The organism is Terriglobales bacterium (assembly GCA_035624455.1).
Classification (GTDB): domain Bacteria; phylum Acidobacteriota; class Terriglobia; order Terriglobales; family Acidobacteriaceae; genus DASPRM01.
On the sequence record DASPRM010000157.1, the window covers coordinates 38301 to 59607 of the forward strand.

At 57.7% G+C, this 21307-nt stretch carries 20 protein-coding genes; 8 read left to right on the plus strand and 12 right to left on the minus strand.

The window, feature by feature from the left end:
- Positions 1-70: 70 nt before the first annotated feature.
- The 5 genes from dapF to VEG30_18350 all read right to left on the minus strand — a co-directional run bounded on the left by dapF (position 71) and on the right by VEG30_18350 (position 5914).
- On the minus strand, positions 71-904 hold the full coding sequence (gene dapF, locus VEG30_18330; GenBank protein HXZ81892.1) for a diaminopimelate epimerase: 834 nt from the start codon (positions 902-904) through the stop codon (positions 71-73).
- A complete protein-coding gene (locus VEG30_18335; GenBank protein ID HXZ81893.1) occupies positions 901-2640 on the minus strand; it encodes a hypothetical protein in 1740 nt (579 codons plus the stop codon). Before VEG30_18335 ends, dapF begins: the two co-directional genes overlap by 4 nt.
- A complete protein-coding gene (locus VEG30_18340) occupies positions 2637-3560 on the minus strand; it encodes a PfkB family carbohydrate kinase (protein HXZ81894.1) in 924 nt (307 codons plus the stop codon). The genes VEG30_18335 and VEG30_18340 overlap by 4 nt, the downstream gene beginning before the upstream one ends.
- Positions 3561-4439, minus strand: a complete 879-nt coding sequence (gene mtnP / locus VEG30_18345) for an S-methyl-5'-thioadenosine phosphorylase (protein HXZ81895.1) — start codon at positions 4437-4439, stop codon at positions 3561-3563. It abuts the gene before it with no gap.
- Between the two features lie 113 nt (positions 4440-4552).
- Positions 4553-5914, minus strand: a complete 1362-nt coding sequence (locus VEG30_18350; GenBank protein HXZ81896.1) for a hypothetical protein — start codon at positions 5912-5914, stop codon at positions 4553-4555.
- A 295-nt stretch (positions 5915-6209) separates the two neighbouring features.
- Between VEG30_18350 and VEG30_18355 the strand changes: the two genes are divergently transcribed.
- Positions 6210-6695 carry a tetratricopeptide repeat protein gene (locus VEG30_18355; GenBank protein ID HXZ81897.1) on the plus strand — a complete coding sequence of 162 codons (486 nt, stop codon included), beginning with the start codon at positions 6210-6212 and terminating at the stop codon, positions 6693-6695.
- A gap of 101 nt (positions 6696-6796) precedes the next feature.
- Here the strand turns inward: VEG30_18355 and VEG30_18360 are convergent, their stop codons facing one another.
- Positions 6797-7846, minus strand: coding sequence for a 3-isopropylmalate dehydrogenase (locus VEG30_18360; GenBank protein HXZ81898.1), 1050 nt, complete (start codon positions 7844-7846; stop codon positions 6797-6799).
- An 87-nt stretch (positions 7847-7933) separates the two neighbouring features.
- On the opposite strand from VEG30_18360, the gene VEG30_18365 reads away from it, so the two are divergent.
- Genes VEG30_18365 through VEG30_18380 form a run of 4 tightly spaced genes read left to right on the plus strand, consistent with a single transcriptional unit; the run spans position 7934 to position 11397 of the window.
- Complete coding sequence (locus VEG30_18365) at positions 7934-9013, plus strand: folate-binding protein (protein ID HXZ81899.1); 1080 nt, start codon at positions 7934-7936, stop codon at positions 9011-9013.
- A gap of 46 nt (positions 9014-9059) precedes the next feature.
- The gene (locus tag VEG30_18370; GenBank protein ID HXZ81900.1) at positions 9060-9641 is read left to right on the plus strand and encodes a DUF1844 domain-containing protein; all 582 of its coding nucleotides are present in this window, start codon (positions 9060-9062) and stop codon (positions 9639-9641) included.
- Entirely contained in the window at positions 9638-10408 is a 771-nt protein-coding gene (locus VEG30_18375; GenBank protein HXZ81901.1) for an MBL fold metallo-hydrolase, read from the plus strand. The genes VEG30_18370 and VEG30_18375 overlap by 4 nt, the downstream gene beginning before the upstream one ends.
- 11 nt (positions 10409-10419) lie before the next feature.
- A complete protein-coding gene (locus tag VEG30_18380) occupies positions 10420-11397 on the plus strand; it encodes a bifunctional riboflavin kinase/FAD synthetase (protein ID HXZ81902.1) in 978 nt (325 codons plus the stop codon).
- 24 nt (positions 11398-11421) lie between these two features.
- On the opposite strand, the gene VEG30_18385 is transcribed toward VEG30_18380, so the two are convergent.
- Positions 11422-12108, minus strand: coding sequence for an Ig domain-containing protein (locus tag VEG30_18385; protein HXZ81903.1), 687 nt, complete (start codon positions 12106-12108; stop codon positions 11422-11424).
- Between the two features lie 72 nt (positions 12109-12180).
- On the opposite strand from VEG30_18385, the gene VEG30_18390 reads away from it, so the two are divergent.
- The gene (locus VEG30_18390) at positions 12181-13425 is read left to right on the plus strand and encodes an MFS transporter (protein ID HXZ81904.1); all 1245 of its coding nucleotides are present in this window, start codon (positions 12181-12183) and stop codon (positions 13423-13425) included.
- 336 nt (positions 13426-13761) lie between these two features.
- On the opposite strand, the gene VEG30_18395 is transcribed toward VEG30_18390, so the two are convergent.
- From VEG30_18395 to VEG30_18405, 3 genes are all read right to left on the minus strand, one after another.
- Positions 13762-14739 (minus strand): EamA family transporter, encoded by a 978-nt coding sequence (locus VEG30_18395; GenBank protein HXZ81905.1) that lies wholly within the window; start codon positions 14737-14739, stop codon positions 13762-13764.
- Positions 14740-14982: 243 nt separating this feature from the next.
- A complete protein-coding gene (locus VEG30_18400; GenBank protein HXZ81906.1) occupies positions 14983-15387 on the minus strand; it encodes an OsmC family protein in 405 nt (134 codons plus the stop codon).
- A gap of 77 nt (positions 15388-15464) precedes the next feature.
- Positions 15465-16892, minus strand: a complete 1428-nt coding sequence (locus VEG30_18405) for a cation-efflux pump (protein HXZ81907.1) — start codon at positions 16890-16892, stop codon at positions 15465-15467.
- Between the two features lie 146 nt (positions 16893-17038).
- Between VEG30_18405 and VEG30_18410 the strand changes: the two genes are divergently transcribed.
- Both VEG30_18410 and VEG30_18415 read left to right on the plus strand, forming a co-directional pair.
- Positions 17039-18148 (plus strand): peptidyl-prolyl cis-trans isomerase, encoded by a 1110-nt coding sequence (locus VEG30_18410; protein ID HXZ81908.1) that lies wholly within the window; start codon positions 17039-17041, stop codon positions 18146-18148.
- Entirely contained in the window at positions 18145-19266 is a 1122-nt protein-coding gene (locus tag VEG30_18415) for an NAD-dependent epimerase/dehydratase family protein (GenBank protein ID HXZ81909.1), read from the plus strand. The genes VEG30_18410 and VEG30_18415 overlap by 4 nt, the downstream gene beginning before the upstream one ends.
- A gap of 128 nt (positions 19267-19394) precedes the next feature.
- Here VEG30_18415 and VEG30_18420 read toward each other — a convergent pair whose 3' ends face one another.
- Both VEG30_18420 and aroB read right to left on the minus strand, forming a co-directional pair.
- Positions 19395-20189 carry a ubiquinone/menaquinone biosynthesis methyltransferase gene (locus tag VEG30_18420; protein ID HXZ81910.1) on the minus strand — a complete coding sequence of 265 codons (795 nt, stop codon included), beginning with the start codon at positions 20187-20189 and terminating at the stop codon, positions 19395-19397.
- Entirely contained in the window at positions 20190-21290 is a 1101-nt protein-coding gene (aroB, locus tag VEG30_18425; GenBank protein HXZ81911.1) for a 3-dehydroquinate synthase, read from the minus strand.
- Positions 21291-21307: the final 17 nt, after the last annotated feature.

A 21307-nucleotide genomic window follows, 5' to 3' on the forward strand; every position in this document is an offset into this window, starting at 1 on the left:
TTGGGCGGGGTTTTTCCAGTTCGTGCACTCTGTCTCGCTTCAGCGGAGTTCGCCGTTCCGATTTACCCGATCACAAATAGAACTCCCCCTCGCACAGAATCTGCGCCGGCCCGGTCAGGATGACCTCACTATTCCATTCCACGATCTGCGCCCCTCCCGGACTCACCACCTTCACCGGGGACCGTGCCTTCCCGGCAAAAATCGAAGCCACCGCCGCCGCACATGAGCCCGTTCCCGAGGACTGGGTCTCTCCTGCTCCCCTCTCGAAAATGCGAATTTCAATTTCTGAGCTGCTCCTTGCTCTTACGAGCTCAACATTCATGCCCTGCTTGAAGTTTCGATGTGTACTGATCACGCTGGCTTCGCCCTGCCAGTCTGGCTCGAAATCGTCCACCAGCATCACGAAATGTGGATTTCCCATCGAGACCGGAATGCCCTCGACTTGTCCTGTGTAAAGTTCCAACCTGATCGGATCTTTCACCACCGCCTCACCCATGCTCATTTGAAATTCGAAATTCATCCCCTCCTGCCGAGTCAGTATGCAGCGCTTCACTCCAGCGTCAGTCTGGATTTTCAACTCCTTCTTGCCCGTTTGATGCGTCAGCCAGGCAGCGACACAGCGTGTCCCATTTCCAGACACCTCGGCCCCCGAGCCATCCGCGTTGTAGAGCTTCACTCGAATATCAGCGACATCATTCTGCTCGGGGATGAGCCACTCCACGCCATCGGCGCCGACACCAAGGTGGCGCTCGCAAATCCTGCGCGTCAACTCCGGCATGTCTGCGGGCTTGGCGTGCTTGCCTTCAATCAGGATGAAGTCATTGCCACAGGCCGTGGCCTTCACGAACGGCAGTGATGGCATGGAGACAGAATTGTAACGCGTGCGCCAGTTGCCGCTGATCACCTGCTCTTCTCACTCCCTCCTCTCTCCAGGCTGTGATAAATCGTTACCGGTGGTTGACCTTCGGACCGGACAAAGCTCACGGCCTCCAACCCCTGCGGATGTGCCCGCACCGCCTGGTAGACGGCATCGCCCTCACTTGCGACCACAAAATCTGCGGCTCCGGCTGGATGCCCGAGCGCTGGTTCCCAGACGTGGCGATTCGTCTCGTTGATGGTGCGGCGCAGCGGCATCCCGATCCGTTGCAAAGCCCCGCTATACGCGCCGGTGTACATCAGCACTGTCGCATCCGGTGGCAGTTTTTCCAGTTCCGCCGCCAGCTTCCGCTCCAGAGAAATGCGGGTGCGCGAATTCACCATCGCTTCCCGCAGGCAGATCGGCACCTCGCGCAAGCAACTCACATAACTCAGAACGACAAATGTCGCTGCTATCGAAACCACTCCTGGTCGTAACCACCCACCGCGGATTCGCGTTAGCAACGCAAATAGTACGAGCGCAAGCAGAACTACAAAGGCCGGCACCAGCTGCGTCCCGTACCGAACGTTGTAGTACGAATACGGCCACCATTGCGGCAGAAAGATCGGTACGCTCCCCCAGGCTATCGACAACACGTAGAACGGCAGCGGCACGCTAAGCAGCAGCCACGGCCAAAGCGGCCGCAGATAGAACGCAATCAGCAAGGATCCCAGCACCGCCGTCCACAGCCACGCCTTTCTTTGCCACGAAGTAGTTTCCCAGTTACCCGCCAGGTTGAGCTCAGCTGATTCGACAAAGAAAATCGCCGCCACCTTCGGGCTTTTCCATCCGGGATGATAGGAATCGCCCGGTTTGTGCGTGCGCCGCTCAATCGTTCGCGCCGAGTAGGGACCGATGGCGAATGCTAATGGCCCTTCAAACCCTGCTGCATTCCAGACCAGCCACACTGCCGGCCCAACGGCAAGCAGACACGCGAACTTCAGGAGCGCGGACTTCCACGCCTGCTCACTGAAAGCATGCATCCATGGCAACCCTCGCCGCCTTGCCTGCCATGCCAACGCCCCAAGTGCTGCCACCCCAAACACCAACGCCGCAAACCAGCCGTCGTATCGCGTGAAGACGCCCAGGAGCAGTAGCACGCCGCAACCCAGCAGGCTGCGCTGCGCCCGCTCGTCATCCCCGCGGTAAAGTTGAAAGAAAAACTGCGAAAAGAACAAAGTTGCCCAGATGAATACAGCCAGGTACACCGGCTCGGTCATGGCAGTTGACTGCAGATATAGCAGATTGGGATTTGCCGCGAACGCCAACGCAGCCAGCCAGCTCGCCACTCTGGCCTCACCCTTTCGGCCGGGGATCGCGCCCAAGCCTGCCCTCACCAGCCGAAAGATTCCCAGCGTCGAGGCCACATGCGCAATCATCGAGGGAATCGATCCCCCAACGCCCGTGCGCCACATCCACTTCGCCACCACGAACGGCAGAATCAGGAAGTGAAGTAGTGGCAGCCAGACCGTCCCCAGCTCCAGCGGACCTGGCGTCCGCGAGTCAAACACCCGCCGCGCAATGTTGATGTGCGCAACCGCATCGCCATACAGCAATATCTCGCCCCGCAGGTAATAAAACAGAAAAGCAAGCCACGAGACGGAGATTACAATCAGCGCAAGCAGGTAATATTCCAGGACAGCGCACCCGCCGCTCTCAATTGCTGCTTCAGCAGGAATTTCATTCCTGGGGGCGGGAATTTCGTGATCGGGGGTACTGCTCATTCCAGGTGGGTCAGTTCGCGAAAAATCTCGAACCGTTCATCGATCTGCTCACGGGTAAGCGACAGCAGGCGTCTGGTGCCGAATGCCTCAACCGCGAACGACCCCATCACTCCGCCGTAGAACATGGCGCGCTTCAGCACCTCACGGTTGATCTCCCCCTGCGAGGCCAGATATCCCATGAACCCGCCGGCAAACGAATCTCCCGCTCCAGTTGGGTCCCGGACTTCGTCCAGCGGAAGGGTGGGAGCACGGAACGGATGTCGCCCTATCCCGAACGCGCCTTCGCGGAAGAAAACCGTGGATCCGTATTCGCCATGCTTGGTGACCAGCGCCTTCGGTCCTATCGCCAGAACTTTTTGTGCGGCGCGTGGCAGGCTGGACTCTCGCGCCAGCATCTTCGCTTCCGCATCGTTGATCAGCAGCACGTCGATCAGCTTCAGCGTCTGCAGGAGCGGCTCACGGAAGCCATTGATCCAGTAATTCATGGTGTCGCCGCCCACTAGCCGGGCGCCGTTCATCTGCCGGCGTACATCCGCTTGCAACGTCGGATCGATATTGCCCAGGAATAGAAACTCAGTATCACGGTACTCGGTCGGGATCTTGGGCTGAAAATTCTGAAACACGTTCAGTTCCGTCACCTTCGTCTCAGCTTCATTCGGATTGGAACCATATTCGCCTTCCCAGAAAAACGTCTTTCCCGGCGCTCGCTCCAGCCCTCGAATATCAATACCGTGCTTCTGGAACACCGCTTCCTGCGCCGGCCCAAAATCATCCCCAACAACTGCGACAATGCGAACTTCCGCAAAATAACTGGCAGCCAGCCCGAAGTATGTGGCTGATCCTCCCAACTCCCGCTCCACCTTCCCGGATGGCGACTGGATCGTGTCAAATGCAACTGAACCCACGGCCAGGATAGACACTTACTTAACCGCTCCCTCGGCAATGTATTTCCCGATGATGGGCTCCAGCCGCTTGAGTGTTTCGGGTGGGATTTTCGCTCGATCAGTAACAATTGCTGTCGCCAGGGCCGAGGCACAATTGCAATTGCGTTTGCTAGGCATGCGGGCTACCGAATGACGCAGCACGCGAATTGCATTCTCCGCATTCTTCATCAACACGGCGATGATCTGCTCGGCGGTAACCGATTCATGAGCCGGATGCCAGCAATCGTAGTCTGTGACCATGGCCAGCGTGGCATAGCAAATCTCTGCTTCACGCGCCAGCTTGGCTTCCTGCAAGTTAGTCATGCCGATGACGTCCACGCCCCAACTGCGATACAGATTCGATTCTGCCTTAGTCGAAAACTGCGGGCCCTCGATGCACAGGTAGGTGCCACCCAGCTTTGCGTTTACCTCTGCTTCACTGCAGGCTGCATTCAGCACTCTCGAAACTTCCGGGCAAACCGGATCCGCGAACGCGATGTGCACCACCACTCCATCACCAAAGAAAGTCGACTTCCGCGCATACGTGCGGTCCACAAATTGATCGGGGATCACAAAATCCATCGGGCAGAGTTTTTCTTTCAGAGATCCCACTGCTGACGGAGACAGGATTCGCTCCACCCCCAGCATTTTGAATCCCATGATGTTTGCCCGGAAATTCAACTCACTGGGCAGAATGCGGTGTCCGCGCCCATGCCGCGCCAGAAATGCGACCCTCCTTCCTTCCAGCTTGCCCAGAATGTAGCCATCCGACGGCTCACCAAATGCTGTATCCAGCCTAACCTCGCGCACATCGCTGAGCCCAGGCATGCTGTACAGACCACTGCCGCCGATAATCCCAATCTCCGCTTCCGACAAAACTTACTCCTGAATGTGCGAATTCACTGAGAAACGTCGCGCTGGAACCCACGCGGAACAACCGGTGTTGCGGAACTTGCGATTATACAAAACGGCACGCAGGCTATATTCCCTTAGTGTTGTCCCACGGCCGCCCCATATGCCGCGTTCTTCAACGCCAGCGAATCGTCGAAGCCTTCCGTAATTAGCAGAATCGGGCCGCGCGCCTCCAGCTTGATCAGGCCATCGGCAGTTCGCCATGTATCTTTCGTTGTGACAACTCTCGCCGCTTCCATGTTGCCATCCGCATCATGCCTGCCTTTGATCACCGCTCCCTCTTCAATCTTACCCTCGACCTTGTATCTCTTCGGAATCGAAGCCGCATAGATTTTCCCGAAATTTTCCGCCGCCTCTGGAGACGCCCAGCGGGAGACATAGATCAGCGCAATGTTCTCCGGCTTCGTATCCGGAGCGCCTTTCTTCTTTGCCGCATAGTAATAGCCACCCCGCCAGTTACTCGCGACTACTTTGGAATCCTCCTCTGGAACTCCATACTGTTCCGCCATCACCTTGACGTCGAACTCCCCGATCGAGCCCACATCGTATTTCTCCCACTCCACTCCCAAAACCTGGTCGAAGTTAGGCAACTCCAGTGCTGGTGTCCGCTCACCTGCCAGGTACGTCTTGGGCTCCATGATCTGGCGAGTATCGAGCGGAGGATTCTTGAATACGCCCGCAAAGGCCTGCTCTTTTCCTCCTTTTGCCAACAGCTCGCGCTCAAAATCCAGCCCATAGGTGTAGGGAAAGACCAGCACCTCCTTCAAATAAAGCGGGGCCTTGGCAAAAATAGGAGATCCGGTGCCGTCCATCATGCCCGCTTCCATCGCCTGCACCAGCAGAGGCGCACTCAGAACCGACTGCCCGGCGGGCGCCAGCATGTAATTGAGCATGGCAACCATCGCCTGCCCTTCTACTGCAGCTTCCCGCGCCGCGATCTGCTCATCAGACTGGATCTCGGTTTGCATCTTGCTGCCAGCCTTGGAATTTTTCCCCATCCACTTCTCGATTCCAAAGTTCTGGTCCTGCAGGGCATGCGTAAGTTCATGGGCCATGACCGGCTTCTGAGATTCCGGCTCGACCCAGTCCAGCAGGTAAACCGTCTTGTCTTTGGAGTTGTAATAGCCCGCCACCTGCTCTTTCAGCAGCTCCAGCATGAATGGCTCCAGCTGGAAGTTGCGGGGTATCAATCCAAATTTTTTCAGCACTACCTCCGAACGTTTCAGCCTTTGCGCCTGCTCGTCTTCTGTGAACCGGTCGGAGACGAACTTGGCCACTTCCTCCCGGCTGGTGAACTTCCGCTTGATTTTGTGGTGCAGGCGTAGCCCGGTATCGCGGCTGTCGAATTGCACGATGGCTTCAATCGAGCGAAGCAGTTCGTCAGCTTCCGCATGGGTGATGTGGTGTTCAGGCCCAGCCGCCGACGTCTCTCCCGGCAAGGGGGCCTGGCTGTCAGGGGCCTGCTGATTCGTAAGTCCAACGTCTGACCTGCCTTGCGGCCCTGAAGGACCTGCTGTCTGCCCCGGGCTGGCGCCGCCAAACGCCAGTAGTATCAACAGTACAAGAACCAAGAGATTAGGGGGTACCGGCCCTAAGTCTGATCTACGAGGCTTCAATCGAACTCCCGAGGTTGTCTTAGGCATATACCGGATGCTCGCGGTTGTTGCCCTCTTCCTCTATGGATAACATTACCGCATAATCTACCGCTCAGCGGGGGGTGGGATCGTACTTGCCATGAAAGACGCAGACCAGAGGGACCAGGCTATTGAGTTCTTTCGCCAGGCCTACGCCCATCAGATGCAGGGCGAATACAAGGAAGCGATCGAACTTTATACCCGTTCCATCGAAGCATTTCCCACTGCCGAGGCTTACACCTTTCGCGGCTGGACCTACTCTCTGCTGGGAGACTATTCCACCGCCATCGCCGAGTGCATGGAAGCGATAAAGTTAGACCCGGAATTCGGTAACCCCTACAACGACATTGGGGCTTACATGATCGAACAGAAACGCCTCGATGAAGCTCTGCCTTGGCTGGAGAAAGCCACTCGCGCCCGCCGCTACGATGCCTATTGTTTTCCCTGGTACAACATGGGCCGCGTTTACGAGAAGAAGTACAACTGGGCGCAAGCCAAGAAGTGCTATCGGCGCGCCGTAGAAGAAAATCCGAAATACATGCCCGCCAAAGTCGCCCTCAAGCGCTTGCGCGTCATCTGGAATTGACGATATCTGATTGCTTGCCCAATACCACGTGGGAATGGACATCTCGTCCGCTCAGGCCGAGCGCAGCTCGGCACCATCAACCTTGCACTTACCCAATTGATTCACTCCCCCACCTTCTTCCTGATCCACTCCGCACACCCCTTTGTGCCCAGACTGCCCCCCACGTCCTGCGTCGTTTTCTTCTGCTGCACCGCCTCGAGCACTGCCGCTTCAATTTTCTTCGCCTCTGCCGCCAGCCCCAGGTGCGACAGCATCATTGCTCCAGTCAGGATCGCGCCCATCGGATTAGCGATATCTTTGCCCGCGATCGGCGGCGCCGACCCATGCACCGGCTCGAACATCGAAGTCCGGCCCGGATGGATATTCCCGCTCGCTGCCATGCCCAATCCTCCCTGCAACGCCGCCGCCAGGTCGGTAATAATGTCGCCGAACATATTGTTGGTCACGATCACGTCCAGTGACCTCGGTTCCCGCACCATCTGCAGGCACAACGCATCCACGTACATATGCTGGCGCTGAATCTCCGGAAATTCCTGCGCCACCTGCTTGAACACTCGCTGCCACAAACCTCCGGCGTAGGTCATGACATTCGATTTGTCCGCCATTAGTACTTTCTTCCGGCCGTTCACGCGCGCATATTCAAAGGCAAAACGAATCACCCGCTCCACTCCCTTGCGGGTATTCATGTCCTCCTGCGTCGCAACTTCATCCAGCGTATCGCGCTTGAAGGTTCCTCCCATATCCATGTACACACCTTCAGTATTCTCGCGGATCACAACAAAATCGACGTCGCTTGGAGTGGCATTCTTCAGCGGACACAGCGATTCATCCAGCAACTTTACCGGCCGCACATTCGCATAGAGGTCCATCTTGAACCGCATGCCGAGAAGGATCTCCTTGGCATGAACATTGCTGGGCACGCGCGGATCACCCAGGGCGCCCACAAAAATGGCATCAAATTCTCGTGCCAGCATGGTGAAGCCGTCAGCTGGAATGGTCGTGCCATCCTTCAGGTAGCGGTCGGCGCCCCAATCAAAATAGGTAAATTCCAGCGGCACCTCGGTAACATCCATCACGCTCACTGCCAGCGGAATCACTTCCTGCCCAATGCCATCCCCCGGAACAACCGCAATGCGCTTCTTCTCATTCACGCGGGAAAAGATATCAGATCAATCCACAAGCCAACGCTATTCGCCAACACGCCTGCTCTCCCACGCGGGCTATAATTAAGGGTTGCGATGACGACGCTGACTACGCCGCTGAACGAACATCTTCTCGCCGCTGGCGCCCGAAGGGGCGAATACCGCGGCGTCGAAACCGCACGCTCCTTTGGCAACCCGACACACGAGTTCGGAATTTTGCTTCGCGGCTGCGGCCTTTTCGATCTCGGCTGGCGCTCAAAAATCTCGATCACCGGTAAAGATCGCATCCGCTGGATGAACGGCATGGCCACCAATAACATCCGTGACCTGCCGGTGGATCAGGGCAATTACAACTTCTTGCTCAATGCTCAAGGCCGTATCCAAGGCGACCTTTATGTCTATAACTTCGGCGATCACCTGCTTGTGGACACCGAAGCCTGGCAGACCCCGACCATTCTGAAGCTGTTCAAGCACTACATCATCATGGATGCCGTCGAGGTTACGGACATCAGCGAAAAGCTCACCGCCTTGGGATTGCAGGGACCCCAATCGCGCGAGGTGCTTCACCGCCTGGGACTCAATGTCCCCGACGATCTTCGGCCACAGCATGTCCTGAAGCTGACCTGGCAAAATGTTGGCGTCTCCCTGATCCGCATGGCCGGCCATCTTGCAGACGGTTACGAAATCTGGCTGTCGCCCTCTGACGCAAGCCGTCTATGGGATGCCCTGTCTGCCGCCGGAGCGACTCCGGTTGGCACCGATGCGCTGGAAATCTTCCGCGTCACCGCTGGAATTCCGCGCTTCGGCCAGGACATTCGTGATCGCGACCTGCCCCAGGAAACGGGACAGATGCAAGCCCTCAATTTCTCGAAAGGTTGTTACCTCGGACAGGAGATCGTCGAACGCATCCGCTCTCGAGGCAATGTTCATCGCCAACTGACCGGATTACTGATCGAAGGTGAGCCCCCTGCTCCAGGAACCAAGCTGGTAGTAAACGGCAAAGACGTGGGAGAAATCACAACCGCTCTGAAGGTGCCTGCAGCCGGCGCTGAGAAAACATTGGCCTTGGGGTACATTCGGAAGGAAGCCGTCCGCCCGGATATCATCGTGCAAGTGAATGGATCGCAGGCGAAGCTTTTCAATCCGCCATTCCGGGAAGCACTATTGACCGGTTAATCAAGATCTGCCGTTTCTACAAATCAAAACTATCGGACCTTTGAGTATGCCACCCAAAAAAGAACAAGAGTTCACAGTTACTGATCGACGCCGTTTTGTTGAGGACGGTGAGGCTCAAACAAGTACTCCTAACGTCGAGAACGAGCCTGCCTCTCCCGGATCGCAGAGTCCCTTCCTCGCGCCCGAGACCGAAGCTGGACCCTCACCAGACGCCCAAGCTCCGCCTCCGCCTTCCGAAGCCGAGCAACAGGCTCAGCACCACGCATTTAAACAGTCCACTGCCAGCCTCGACGAGGAACTGAAATCCGCCACCGGTCGCCCGGCTCAGGATTTCGAGATGACCTTCGAGCGCTTTGTCGCTTCGCTTTACATGACCGCTCTCATGCAGATGGGCCTGCTGAAGGAGCCGGGTATGCAGCCCCCTCCTGTCGACCTGCTCGGAGCTCGGCAGACCGTCGACACGCTGGTCCTGCTGCGTGACAAAACCAAAGGCAATCTCACTCCCGCGGAAGAGAACATGCTCAAGAACTCGCTATATGAGGCGCAGATGGCATACGTGGAAGTCACTAACGCCCTTAGCCGTGCTGCGCAAGCTCCGCCGGCAGGCTCGTCCGCGTTCAAAAAATGAAAGCCATCCTGACCGTCTTGGGTAGCGGCACGTCGATGGGAGTACCCACCATCGGTTGCGGCTGTGCGGTTTGCAACTCCCCGGATCCGCTGGACCGCCGCACTCGCCCCTCCATCATGCTGGACTACGACGGCAAGCGGGTGGTAATCGACACCACGCCCGATTTCCGCGAGCAGGCGATCCGCGAGCGCATCCGCTCGGTCGATGCGGTCCTCTATACCCACGCCCACGCCGACCACATTCTCGGTCTTGATGACCTACGCCCTCTAACCTTCAACCGGCCAGGCAAGCTGCCGCTCTATGCCGAAGCCAAAACCCTCGAACGCTTGCGCAGTATGTTCAGCTATATCTTTGCCGGCGATTACAAGTACGGTGGGCTGGCGGAGGTGGAGTTGCGCGAAATCGATGGCCCCGTGGACTTATGGGGCGCCCACTTCAGCCCGGTTCGCATTTTTCATGGCGACAATGAGATTCTTGGTTTTCGCTTTGGCGGAGCTGCGTACCTGACCGACTTCAGCACCATTCCTGACGAGTCCTTCTGCCAATTGCAGAATCTCGACATCCTTTTCCTGGATGCCTTGAGGCATAAACCTCATCCCACCCACTCCACGGTTGAGCATTCCCTGGCCATCGTCGAGCGTTGCCAGCCCCGCAGAGCGTTCTTCACCCATATCTCCCACGACCTGCCTCATGCCGCGACTAATGCTATCCTGCCTCCCAACGTTCGTTTAGCACACGACGGTATGAAGCTCGAATTCGAAATCTGAATCGGAATTGCATGCGCATCTTTCGCCACCTCGAAGATGTTCCCGCAGATCTGGGGCCTACCTTCCTTAGCGTCGGGAATTTCGATGGCGTTCACCGCGCCCACCAGGCGGTCCTGAATGAACTGATCGACCGTGCACGCCGCGCTGATGCCATCGCCATGGTGGTCACTTTCGATCCGCACCCCTACCGCATCCTGCGCCCCGATTCAGATCTCAAGCTGCTGACTCCCACTCCTGTCAAACTGGACCTGCTGCAGCAATACGGCATTCACGCCGTCCTCGTGCTTCCCTTCACGCGCGACCTTTCATTGATGAACCCTGCTGAATTTGCTTCTCAGATTCTGGTCCGCCGTCTGCACGCGCGTGAGGTTCATGAAGGCTTCAACTTCCGTTTCGGGCACAAAGCACAGGGCGACGTAACCCTGCTCGAAAGTCTTGGCCGCCAGCTCGGCTTTTCGCTTGAGATCTACCCCGAGATGCAAATCCGCGGCGAGACCGTCTCCAGCAGCCAAATTCGAAGGTTGCTTCGCGAAGGCAATGCCAGCAAAGCACGCCACCTGCTCGGCAGAGTGTTCAGCATCTGGTCCACCCCGGGACGAGGGCGCGGCTACGGGCATAAATACACCGTGCCGACAATCAATTTGAGTCGCTACGATGAGTTGGTTCCCGCAGATGGCGTCTATATCACCCAGTCCCGCATTGGCGACGAGTGCTTCGACTCCGTTACTAATGTCGGCACTCGGCCCACTTTTGGCGCTGATTCCTTCGCCATTGAAAGCCATCTGCTGAACTTTCATCCCATCGACCTCGCTGCCGACACTCCCGTCGAACTCTCCTTTCTACGGCGGGTACGCGACGAGATCAAGTTCCCCTCGGTTGAGGCTCTACGCGAGCAGATCGCCCGCGACGTGCACCGCGCCCGCCGCTTCTTCCACCTGCGGGAGAAATTTGCAGAACTGTCCACCGCCAGGGCAACTGCTCATCCATGAGCCGAAGTGTCATCTTGAGGCGTCCTACGGATACGTCACCGGCACGGTCATCGGCGTCTGTACCCGTGCGCGGAAGATGGCGTTCTTCTCCTCTACTTCGGCGATGGCGTCCGCATGAATTGTGTAGTGCCCGCGCGGTAGGCTCGAGCCAAACGGAATTAGCTGATCAATCTCCAGGTGCACCAGCGTGAACTTCTGATACCCCAGCGCAAATGCTTTTCCGTATTGGTCAACTGCCACGATGATCACGGTCAAATCAAAATCGTCCCCCGTGTAGTTGGAAACCACCACGGAACCATCGATCCGATCATCCTGCACTTTGGGTCCGTGCTTCCAATTGATCGTCAAGGCAGCCCGGATCGTAATCGTGCAGTCCTGTCTCACCTTCTGGACTGGTAAGCTGTAATCGGACACTTCCACGGTAAAGCGAAAGTCGCCCGGAACCCGAGCCACCCCGGAAATAATGCCCCGTGATCGGTCCAATGCGAGCCCCGGCGGCAGTTTGCCAATAGGAAGATTCCAGCTGATCGGCGCCTGGCCGCCCTGCACCTTGAAGTGGAAGCGGTAGTCGCTGCCCACCATCCCGTCAGGCAGTGGCAGGGGCGTCAGCGTAAGTGGGGCAACCACCGCCTGAGCACTAACGCGCGGACCCGAGATGCACCACATCAACAAAATGGCCGGCAGAAACGAAAATGCCCAGCACGAGCGCATTTGCGGATTATACGGGCAGCCCGCAATTCCCCTGCCCACCGGTTGATCTCTGTCCTGCTACAATCCCCGCCCATGTCCGCGGCTGCCCTGCTCAGCGTTTCCTCCGCCGCCCAGCGCAGGACGTTGCTGGCCGCCGCTTTGGGCTGGATGTTGGACGCCTTCGACGTGATGCTGTACGCCATGGTGCTGGCGCACATCATGCGCGACCTGGGCATGAGCAAGGGAACTGCGGGGCTGCTCAACACCCTGACCCTTCTCGCCTCAGGCCTGGGTGGCCTTCTGTTTGGTTTCATTGCCGACCGTGTGGGCCGCCGCTCCGCCCTGATGTTGAGCATTCTCACCTACTCCATCTTTTCCTTCGCCTGCGGCTTGGCGACTTCCATTCTGATGCTCGCCTCGTTTCGCTTCATCCTCGGTCTCGGTATGGGCGGAGAATGGAATACAGGCGCCACTCTCGTCGCCGAAACCTGGCCCACAGAACTACGTTCGAGAGCCCTCGCTGTGGTCCAGAGTTCGTGGGCCATCGGCTACGCTGCTGCCGCGCTGGTCAGCGGCATCGTGCTTCACTACTACAACTGGCGTGTCGTCTTTTTCGTGGGCATTTTGCCGGCTTTGATAACACTGTGGATTCGTAAAGACGTCCCCGAATCGGAGCTGTGGGCGCGGCACCGGACAACCGCCAACCTCGGAGGTGCAATTCAAAGCCTGCTTCCCTCCAGCCTCTTTTCATCACAGTACTGGAGTCGCACTCTGGCGCTTCTGTCCCTGAACCTCTTCGGCTTGTTCGGATGGTGGGGCCTCTTCAGCTGGATCCCTCCCTATCTCTCGCTTCCGGTTTCTCAAGGCGGACGTGGATTTGGCTTGCTCGGTACCACCGGACTGTTGATTTTTCTGAATCTGGTAGGAATGTTGCCTGGATATCTCTGCTATGGATGGCTGGCGGAGAAATTGGGGCGCAAGAAGTCTTTCCTCCTCTTTTTCCTGGGCGCAGCCCTCACGATTCCTCTCTATGCTGCCGCAACCAATCCTCCGTTGATCATGATCCTGGGCGCGATCGTTGCCTTCTTCGGAACCGGATTCTTTTCCGGCTCAGGCCTGGTCGGCAGTGAACTCTTCCCTACCGAGATTCGCGCCCGCGCTCTCGGTTTCACTTACAACGGCGCACGTACCCTCAGCGCTCTGGCGCCGTTCATCATTGGCCGTGTAGGACAGGCGAAAGGCCTCGGCCCTGCCTTCTACTTGTGTGCGCTCTCGTTCCTGCTGGCCGCCATCGCCTCCCAGTTCTTGCCCGAGACTAAGGGAACGTCGTTGTCTTGATATGCAATCGGCAATTGTCGTGAACTGCACAAGATGTTATGTCGCGGCCCCTGACTATTCGTCTTCGGGACAAGGTTTGGGTGGAGCAGGGCTTTCAGCCCTGCATTTATGAAGAGGTAAAGAGCGGCTTTTGCCGCTGAGGGACGCTCTTTTGTACGGCGCAGGGTTCCCTCAGGGGCTGAAGCCCGGATCTTCTACGGCTCTTCCATGCAGGCGTTAAGCCCTGCTCCACCCAGTTGCTGTCGGGACTTGATCCGCTTTGCTTCAATGCAAGATAGGTATGTGTCGCGCTAGCCGACCACACTGATCCGGTTGGTTCCGTCGGAGCACAACAGTCTATTCGATCGGCTCTACCACCACCGCCGCATCCTGCTTCTCTGGCAACTGCACCAGCACCGTAGCCGACAGCACCAGCACGATCCCGACAATCTGGCTGCCCCGCATCGTCTCTCCGAGAGCAAAAAACGCAATCAGGATCGAGAACACCGGCTCCAGGCAACTAGTCACGATCGCCCTGGTTGGATCCAGATTCTGCAGCCCGGCAAAATAAAACGAAAACGGCAGTAGAATCGACATGACCGCAAACACCGCCAGAAACAGCCACTGCGCTCCCGAATAGTGCGCAGCCATGATTTTCCACGGCGGATTGATCACCATCCAGAAGAGAGCTGTCCAAACAAATACATACAAGAGCACTTTCCAGCGGTCGTGGTGATCCAGCAGGCTAGGCGCGTACACGTTGTAAAAAGCGAACGAAAACGCTGCCACCTCTGCGGCAATCAGTCCAAGGGTATCCATTCGAAAACCACCCTCGTGAAACAAGCCGATTACCAAGCTAATCCCCACAATCGCCAGCGCCACCGAAATCACCTTCATCAACGTCGCCCGCTGCCGGCCTCGCAGCACCATGTACAGCAAGACCCATACCGGAGCCGTGTACTGCAGCACAATTGCGGTGCTTACATTTGTTTTCTGAATAGCCAGATAGTAGAAGTAGTTCGATGCCACCATCCCGAAAATCGCCAGTGCCAACGCGCGAGCAAGGTCGACGCCAGAGAATCGCAATCCCGCTCTCCCCCGACGCCACAGCAGAATAGGCGCCAATACCAGGAGCGAAATGGTGGTCCGGCTTTGCGCCAGGATCAAAGGATCGATCGCTGGAAGCCCTTTGCCCGAGGTAAGCCGTCCCGTGAAAGCAGCTCTCCCCAGGCTTGCGGAGACTCCCCAGCACAGTGTCGCTGCGGCAATGAACAGATAGCCGCGCACGGGATGTGGATTATTTCGATAGGACCTGATCGATTTCGTCGCGGTCAAATCCGATCAATACCTCATCCCCAACCACCAGGGTGGGCGTAGAGCGGCTGTTGTATTTGTAGACCAAATCTTCGACTGCTGCGGGATCGGCGGAAACATCGCGGTCTTCGTATTCGATACCTCTCTCCGAGAGGTAGGCCTTGATCGTGTGGCAGGGCGGTCAGCCCGGCTGAGTGAATACAACGACCTTCCTCGGCTTCATAGCATGCACAATGCCAGCAATCCTACACTAAACAACAATATTCAATCTCCCAACAGCTCCACCTGCGTCGTGATCTTCGCAGTCCTCTCCAGCATGGCTGAGACAGAACAGTATTTCTCTTTCGAGAGTCGCACCGCATCCTCCACTGCCTTTCGCGATACTGGACCAGTTACCCGATACAGCAAGCGTATGTCCGTGTACACCATGGGTGGATCTTTGGCCCTCTCCCCTTCGGCACTTACTTGCACCCGCGTGAACGCTTCGCGCTTCTTCCGCAGAATGTTTACTACGTCGTAGGCCGTGCAGGCGCATAACCCGATGAGCACCAGGTCCACGGGACTATTAGCAGTCTTCTCGCTGCCCGCGTCCACCACAATTGCATGACCGCTGCTCGCCTCGGCGATAAATCGGTCGTTATCTGTCCAACTGGCAGACGCCTTGACCATTCAATCCCCTCTCGTACATCAATTCACATTTCTGACCTTGCGCTGGTCCTCGGTTTTGGGGTTGTCCATTCTTCACTTCAACGCCGATTGTCCGTTTGTGGCTCCGGATGAATCAGCACCCGAAACAATCCAGGCGCTTCCTGTTTGAAGCGTGTCTCCATGGCCGTCATCACTTCGTGAACGCGCGACAAGGGAAGGTCGTCCTCCATGGTGCAATGGCACGAAACGTAGAGCTTCCCGCCTACTCGCTTGAACTGCATTTCGTGAACGTCCTTGACCTCCTGAAATTGAGGAGCGATCTCCTTGAGCTTGCGTTCCAGGGCTGCATTCTGCACCAGTTCATCCCCGGTCTCGATAGTTGCAGGCTCACTCTCAATGTGCGTCAAAATGGTCGAGATCTCCCCAATCTGCTCGCGTATCTCCTCCTCGAGTTGCGTTACCCGGTCATGCGCCTGTTTCAGCGGAAGAGTCTCCTGCATCTCCAGATGCTGCTCTACGTGCAGTCTGCCATGCAAGTCCTGAATGCTGATGTCGTGCACTCCCAGGTTATGCCGCGCAGCCACGGCACGGATGCGATCAAAGATGTTTTCGCCGCGTACCGCCCGCGGCAACGAGTGCACCACTACGTCGGCATCCGGAAGAATGCGGCGCGCTGCTGCCGTCACCTCTCCCACCACCTCCTCCGATTTTTGAAACGTGACATTGCGGCTCAAGGCCACCGACAAATCCGCAAAGTAGCGGTTGCCTGACCGCCGAATTCGAGCCCGGTCCACCTCCAGCACCCCCGGAACGCCGGAAACCGCCTCGATTACCTTGCCTCGCGCACCTTTGGGAGCAGCGTCCAGCAGAGCATCAGTGGTCTGCCGTGCCAGGCGCCAACTCACCGAGATCACCACTCCCGCCACAAACAAGGCTGCGATCGGATCGGCTCTTTCCAGCCACGCGAGTTGGAAACGCTCACCCACCCAAACCAGTGCCAGTCCCAGAATCACCACTGCGCTTGACCAGATGTCGGTTCGGAAATGTAGCGCATCCGCCTGCAGCGCCTGGCTGTCATACTTATCCGCAATTCGTTGTAGAGCCCGTGATCGCCACCAGTCCACCACCATGGAGAGTGCCATGACCGCGAACGCCGCCAGCGAAGGTTCGATCTCCACCATGTGAAAGAACAGGCGCTTGATGGCTTCCCAGATGATCCAGGCACAGGTGAGCAGCAGCAGCCCGGTTTCCAGAAAGGCGGAGAAGCTCTCGATCTTGCCATGGCCGTACTGATGCTCCGCATCCGCCGGCTTGTCCGACACTCGGACCGACATCAGCGTGATCACTGCGGCCACCAAATCGAGTCCAGAATGTAGAGCTTCTGAGAGTATGCCCAAGCTGCCCGTGCTTAAACCAACCACAATCTTCAGCACTGTGACCGCAATCGCCGCCCACACTGAGTTCTGCGCCACGGAGCGTTTCTCCGTGTGCATCGCGCTGCTCGTGAGCGTGGTCGTGTCGGACATAGCTCTTCTGATTATCCCTGTTCGCCACTGAAGCAGCCAAGCCAAACCCGCCAGAAACCCGGCCTGGCGCTTCCGAAATCGAGGCGCAGATGTGCTACGATGGCCTCTCCACCCTAGTTGTGTTTCACGATCGGAGACAATTGAGAATGCGATTTTTGGGTCTACTACTCCTCCTCACTTCGACCCTTGCCGTCTGCCAGCAGGGGGCCAAACCCGCTCCCAAAGCAAGCGGGAGCCAGACCACGCCGCCGGCAGCGTCCTCCTCGCCCAACTTCGGCCCGGCGGGCTCCAACAAAGACTCGGCCGCCCCTGCTTTTGAGGTTCCTCCCAATGCCGCAGTCATCACAGTAACTGGGATTTGCGATCTGAAATCGGCTGGCACCGCATCTTCTGACTGCAAGACTACCGTTACCCGCGCTGAGTTCGAACGCCTTGCTGACGCCCTTAAGCCCAATCTTCCTCCCGCAGCCAAACAAAAACTCGGCGAAGATTACACCCGGGCGCTGGTCTTTTCGGCTGAAGCTAAGAAGCGAGGGCTCGATCAGGGTACCCGCCTCGAGGAAGTCATGCGCTTCATCCGCATGCAGGTGGTAGCTCAAGAGCTGCTGAAGGAGCTTCAGGAGCAGGCCAAACCCACCCCTGAACAGGTCGCTCAGTACTACAAGGATCACGAGTCTCAATACCAGGAAGTCACGCTGAAGCGCATCTTCCTTCCCAAGAACCGCTCCGATGCCAAACCCGACGACAAACCGGATGAGGCTGCATTTTCCGCCAACGCCGAGAAGATTCGCGCCCGCGCTGCCGCGGGCGAAGATTTTGACAAGCTCCAGAAAGAGGTCTTCGAGGCCGCCGGCTTCAAGACTCCTCCGCCTACCACCATTCCCGCATGGCGACGTCAGTCCGTACCCGCCAGCCAGGCTGCCGTGTTCGACCTCAAGCCCGGCGAAGTTTCCCAGGTGCTTCCAGAGACTATTGGAGCTTATATCTATCGTCTCGAATCCAAGCGCACCCTTCCCCTGGACCAGGTGAAGCCGGAGATCGAGGCCAACCTGTCACAGGAGAAGTTCACTGCCGAAATGCAGTCCCTTACTTCCGGCGTGAAGACCGAGCTAAACGAGGCCTATTTCCACATTCCGCAACAGCATCCACCAGCGGAAGGCTCGGTGTCTCAGCCGAGTGCTTCAAAAGCCGCCTCCACTGGGCCAACCGCAGCCAAACCCGCTGCTCCCAAGGAGCCTGCAACACAATCCAAGTGACCAGCGCCACCAAACCCACCGTCATTGTGACCGGGGTCTCAGGCAATCTTGGACTCCGGTTACTCCGGCAGTTGTCCGGGTTTGACGTGATTGGTGTGGATATGTACCCGCCCCGTAGCGATTCTCTCGCCCGCTTTGAAGCCATGGATCTCGGGCTCGAATCGTCCTGTCAGCAGATGGTGCGGCTGCTGCGCGATTCCGGCGCCCGCTCCGTCGTTCATCTGGCGTTCGTGCTTGATCCCCTGCGCACCGGGGTGCTCGATTTGAATCGCATGTGGCAGATCAACGTCGCTGGCACTGCACGTGTGATGGAGGCGATAACAGAAGTCAACCGCAGCGGAGGCCAAGTCGAGACATTCATCTTTATCGGCAGTGTTTCTGCCTACGGCCCTCAGACCCCTGGGCCAGTGCGCGAGACCCATCCCCTGGCCGCTCACACGCTGCCCTACGCGATCCACAAGAAGGAAGCGGATGATGTGGTTCGCCACCGGGCAGGAAATCTTGCCCGCTGCACCACCTACCTGCTTCGACCCCACATTTTCACCGGCGCCTCCATGCAGAACTATATGGTCGGGGCCTTGCGCGGCACTCCCACTGGCAATGCTCCCCGAGCCGAGAAAATGCGAGAACGTGGAGAGCGTCTGCCCATGCTTCTCCCCCGCGGCGAAGAATACCTTCACAACAAACTTCAGTTTGTTCACGTGGATGACGTCGCCCGGCTGCTGACATATATCCTGCGCCAGCCCGGCAAGGGAAACGAATTACTGATCTTCAATGTCGCCGGCCGCGGCTATCCCTTGACGATCCAGGATTGCGCCCGCATCTCTGGGCAGAAAATCGTGCAACTGCCGGGCAAATGGTTGTGCCGAGCCGCTCTCAGGCACTACTGGAACCGTGGTATCTCCGGGGTTCCGCCTGAAGCCTTCCCCTACATGATCGGCTCCTACACGATGGATACCACCCGCCTGCAGAAATTCCTGGGCGATGACTATTCGCGGGTGATTCAGTACACGGTCGAAGATGCCCTTCTCGACAGCTTCCGCACCGAGGAGGAATCCCGGCTCTTCGCTCGCAACCTGGAAGCCAAAACCAAAGAGGCAGCCCGCTCCCGCGCTTGAAGATTCGCTAGCCCATGATTGCTGCACATCCGTTCCGGAAATAGTTAATTGAGGAGCCGTGCTGAGCCCCGCCCGCGGGCGAAGCACCTATGTTTTTTGGGGCCACAGGGAATTCTTATTTCACGTCCTCACACGTCACCGGATACTTTCCCCTTCTTCCCCCGATACAGCCCCGCAATCCCGAATGTGTACGGTGTCCACGAGACATAGTGGAATCCGATGTCTCGCATCCGTCCCAGAATCTCCTCGGGCGCCGGAAAACGTGCCACCGAAGCCGGAAGGTACGCGTACGGCCCCTTCACGCCCGAAATCATCGTGCCTAACTTGGGCAACACGTGCCGGAAATACCCACGGTACAAACTACCCATCAGCCCTTTCGGTTCGCCAAAATCCAGAATCCCCACTTCCCCGGAATGGCGCAACACTCGATAAATTTCCGACAGGCCCGCGTCGTAATCGGCCAGATTGCGAAATCCGAAAGCCGCTGTGACCAGATCTACCGAATCCGAAGCCAGAGGGAGCCGTAACGCATCTCCTTCCACCCACCGAATCCCCGTCCCCTGGCCCTTTGTCTTGGCTCGCTGCAGCATGGCATGGGAAAAGTCCGCACCCAAAACAAGGGGCAACCCTCCCTTGTTCTTCGCCTCCCTCAGTAGAGCGAAGCTCATATCGCCGGTACCGCAACATAGGTCCAGCAGCCGTGCTCCCGGACGGATCAGCACCGCTCCAAAATTGCGGGCCGTCCGCCGCCACCATGTGCGGTCGACGTTGAACGAGAGGATATGATTCAGCAGGTCGTAGCGCGGCGCAATCGAAGTGAACATCTCGCGCACCGCCCGCGCCGCAGCTTCACGATCCTTCGCTCCTTCGGGAGTAGCCCCAACCACTGTGGCTCTCTTCTGATTTTCAGTGGAAGTCGACACTCAAACTGCCTTCGTGAGCGCCTGCGACTGCTCGATCGCCCGCATCACCACGCGCTCCGGCACATCGCACGCGATATCGACGCTTCCGATTCCAGTGGGTAGGACAAAATGCACGACTCCATTGAGCGTTTTCTTATCGTGCGCGAGGCGACGGTAGATGTTCCGTGCTGGGACTTCGAACTTCGGCCACATGGCGTAGCCTTGCACACCGGATATGATCCGGCGTGCCGCCTCTTTGTCCAGCCTGCCTCGCTCTTCGGCGATCATCGTGGCTGCCACCATTCCCCACGCCACCGCCTCGCCGTGAAGCACTTTTCGATATCCGGTTTCGGCCTCGAGCGCATGTCCCAGCGTGTGCCCGAAATTCAGAATCCGCCGCAATCCAGACTCGCGCTCATCCGCCGCCACCACGTCAGCTTTCACCTTCACGCTCGCGCTGATTACTCGCTCCAGGCTGGCTGCGTCGCGCCTCAGAATGAGTTCGCGATTCTGCTCCATGAATTCAAAAATCGCGGGATCGCGGATCACCCCGCACTTCAGCACCTCGAACAATCCCGCGCGAAACTCGCGCTCCGGCAGCGTCGAAAGTAGCTGCGGGTCGATCACCACCAGTCGCGGGTGGTGAAACGTTCCCAATAGGTTCTTGCCTTGGCGCAGGTCAACCCCGGTTTTTCCCCCGACGGCAGCGTCCACTTGGGCTAGCAGCGTGCTTGGCACCTGAACAAAATCCAAACCACGCATGTAGAGCGAGGCCAGCAATCCCGCTACATCGCCGACCACTCCGCCGCCAAACGCCACTAAGATGGACTTGCGATCCGCACTCGCCTTTAACAATTTCTCCGCCACGCCCTCGACGGTTTTCAACGTCTTGAAACGCTCGCCATCGGGCATCTCAATAAAGCTGGGCACAAACTTCCCTTTTTTCAGCGCGCTCGCAAGTTGCTTCCCCCAGCGCCTGCGCACCGCCGCCACAGTTACCACCATCACAGACTGACGTTCGGGAAAAATCTCTCGCAGAAGTGTTCCGCTGCGGCGAAGCAAACCGCTCTCAATCAGCGCCGGATATGCACGGGATGGTATGTTGATGTCGACGCGGATCACGCGTCCATCATACCGTA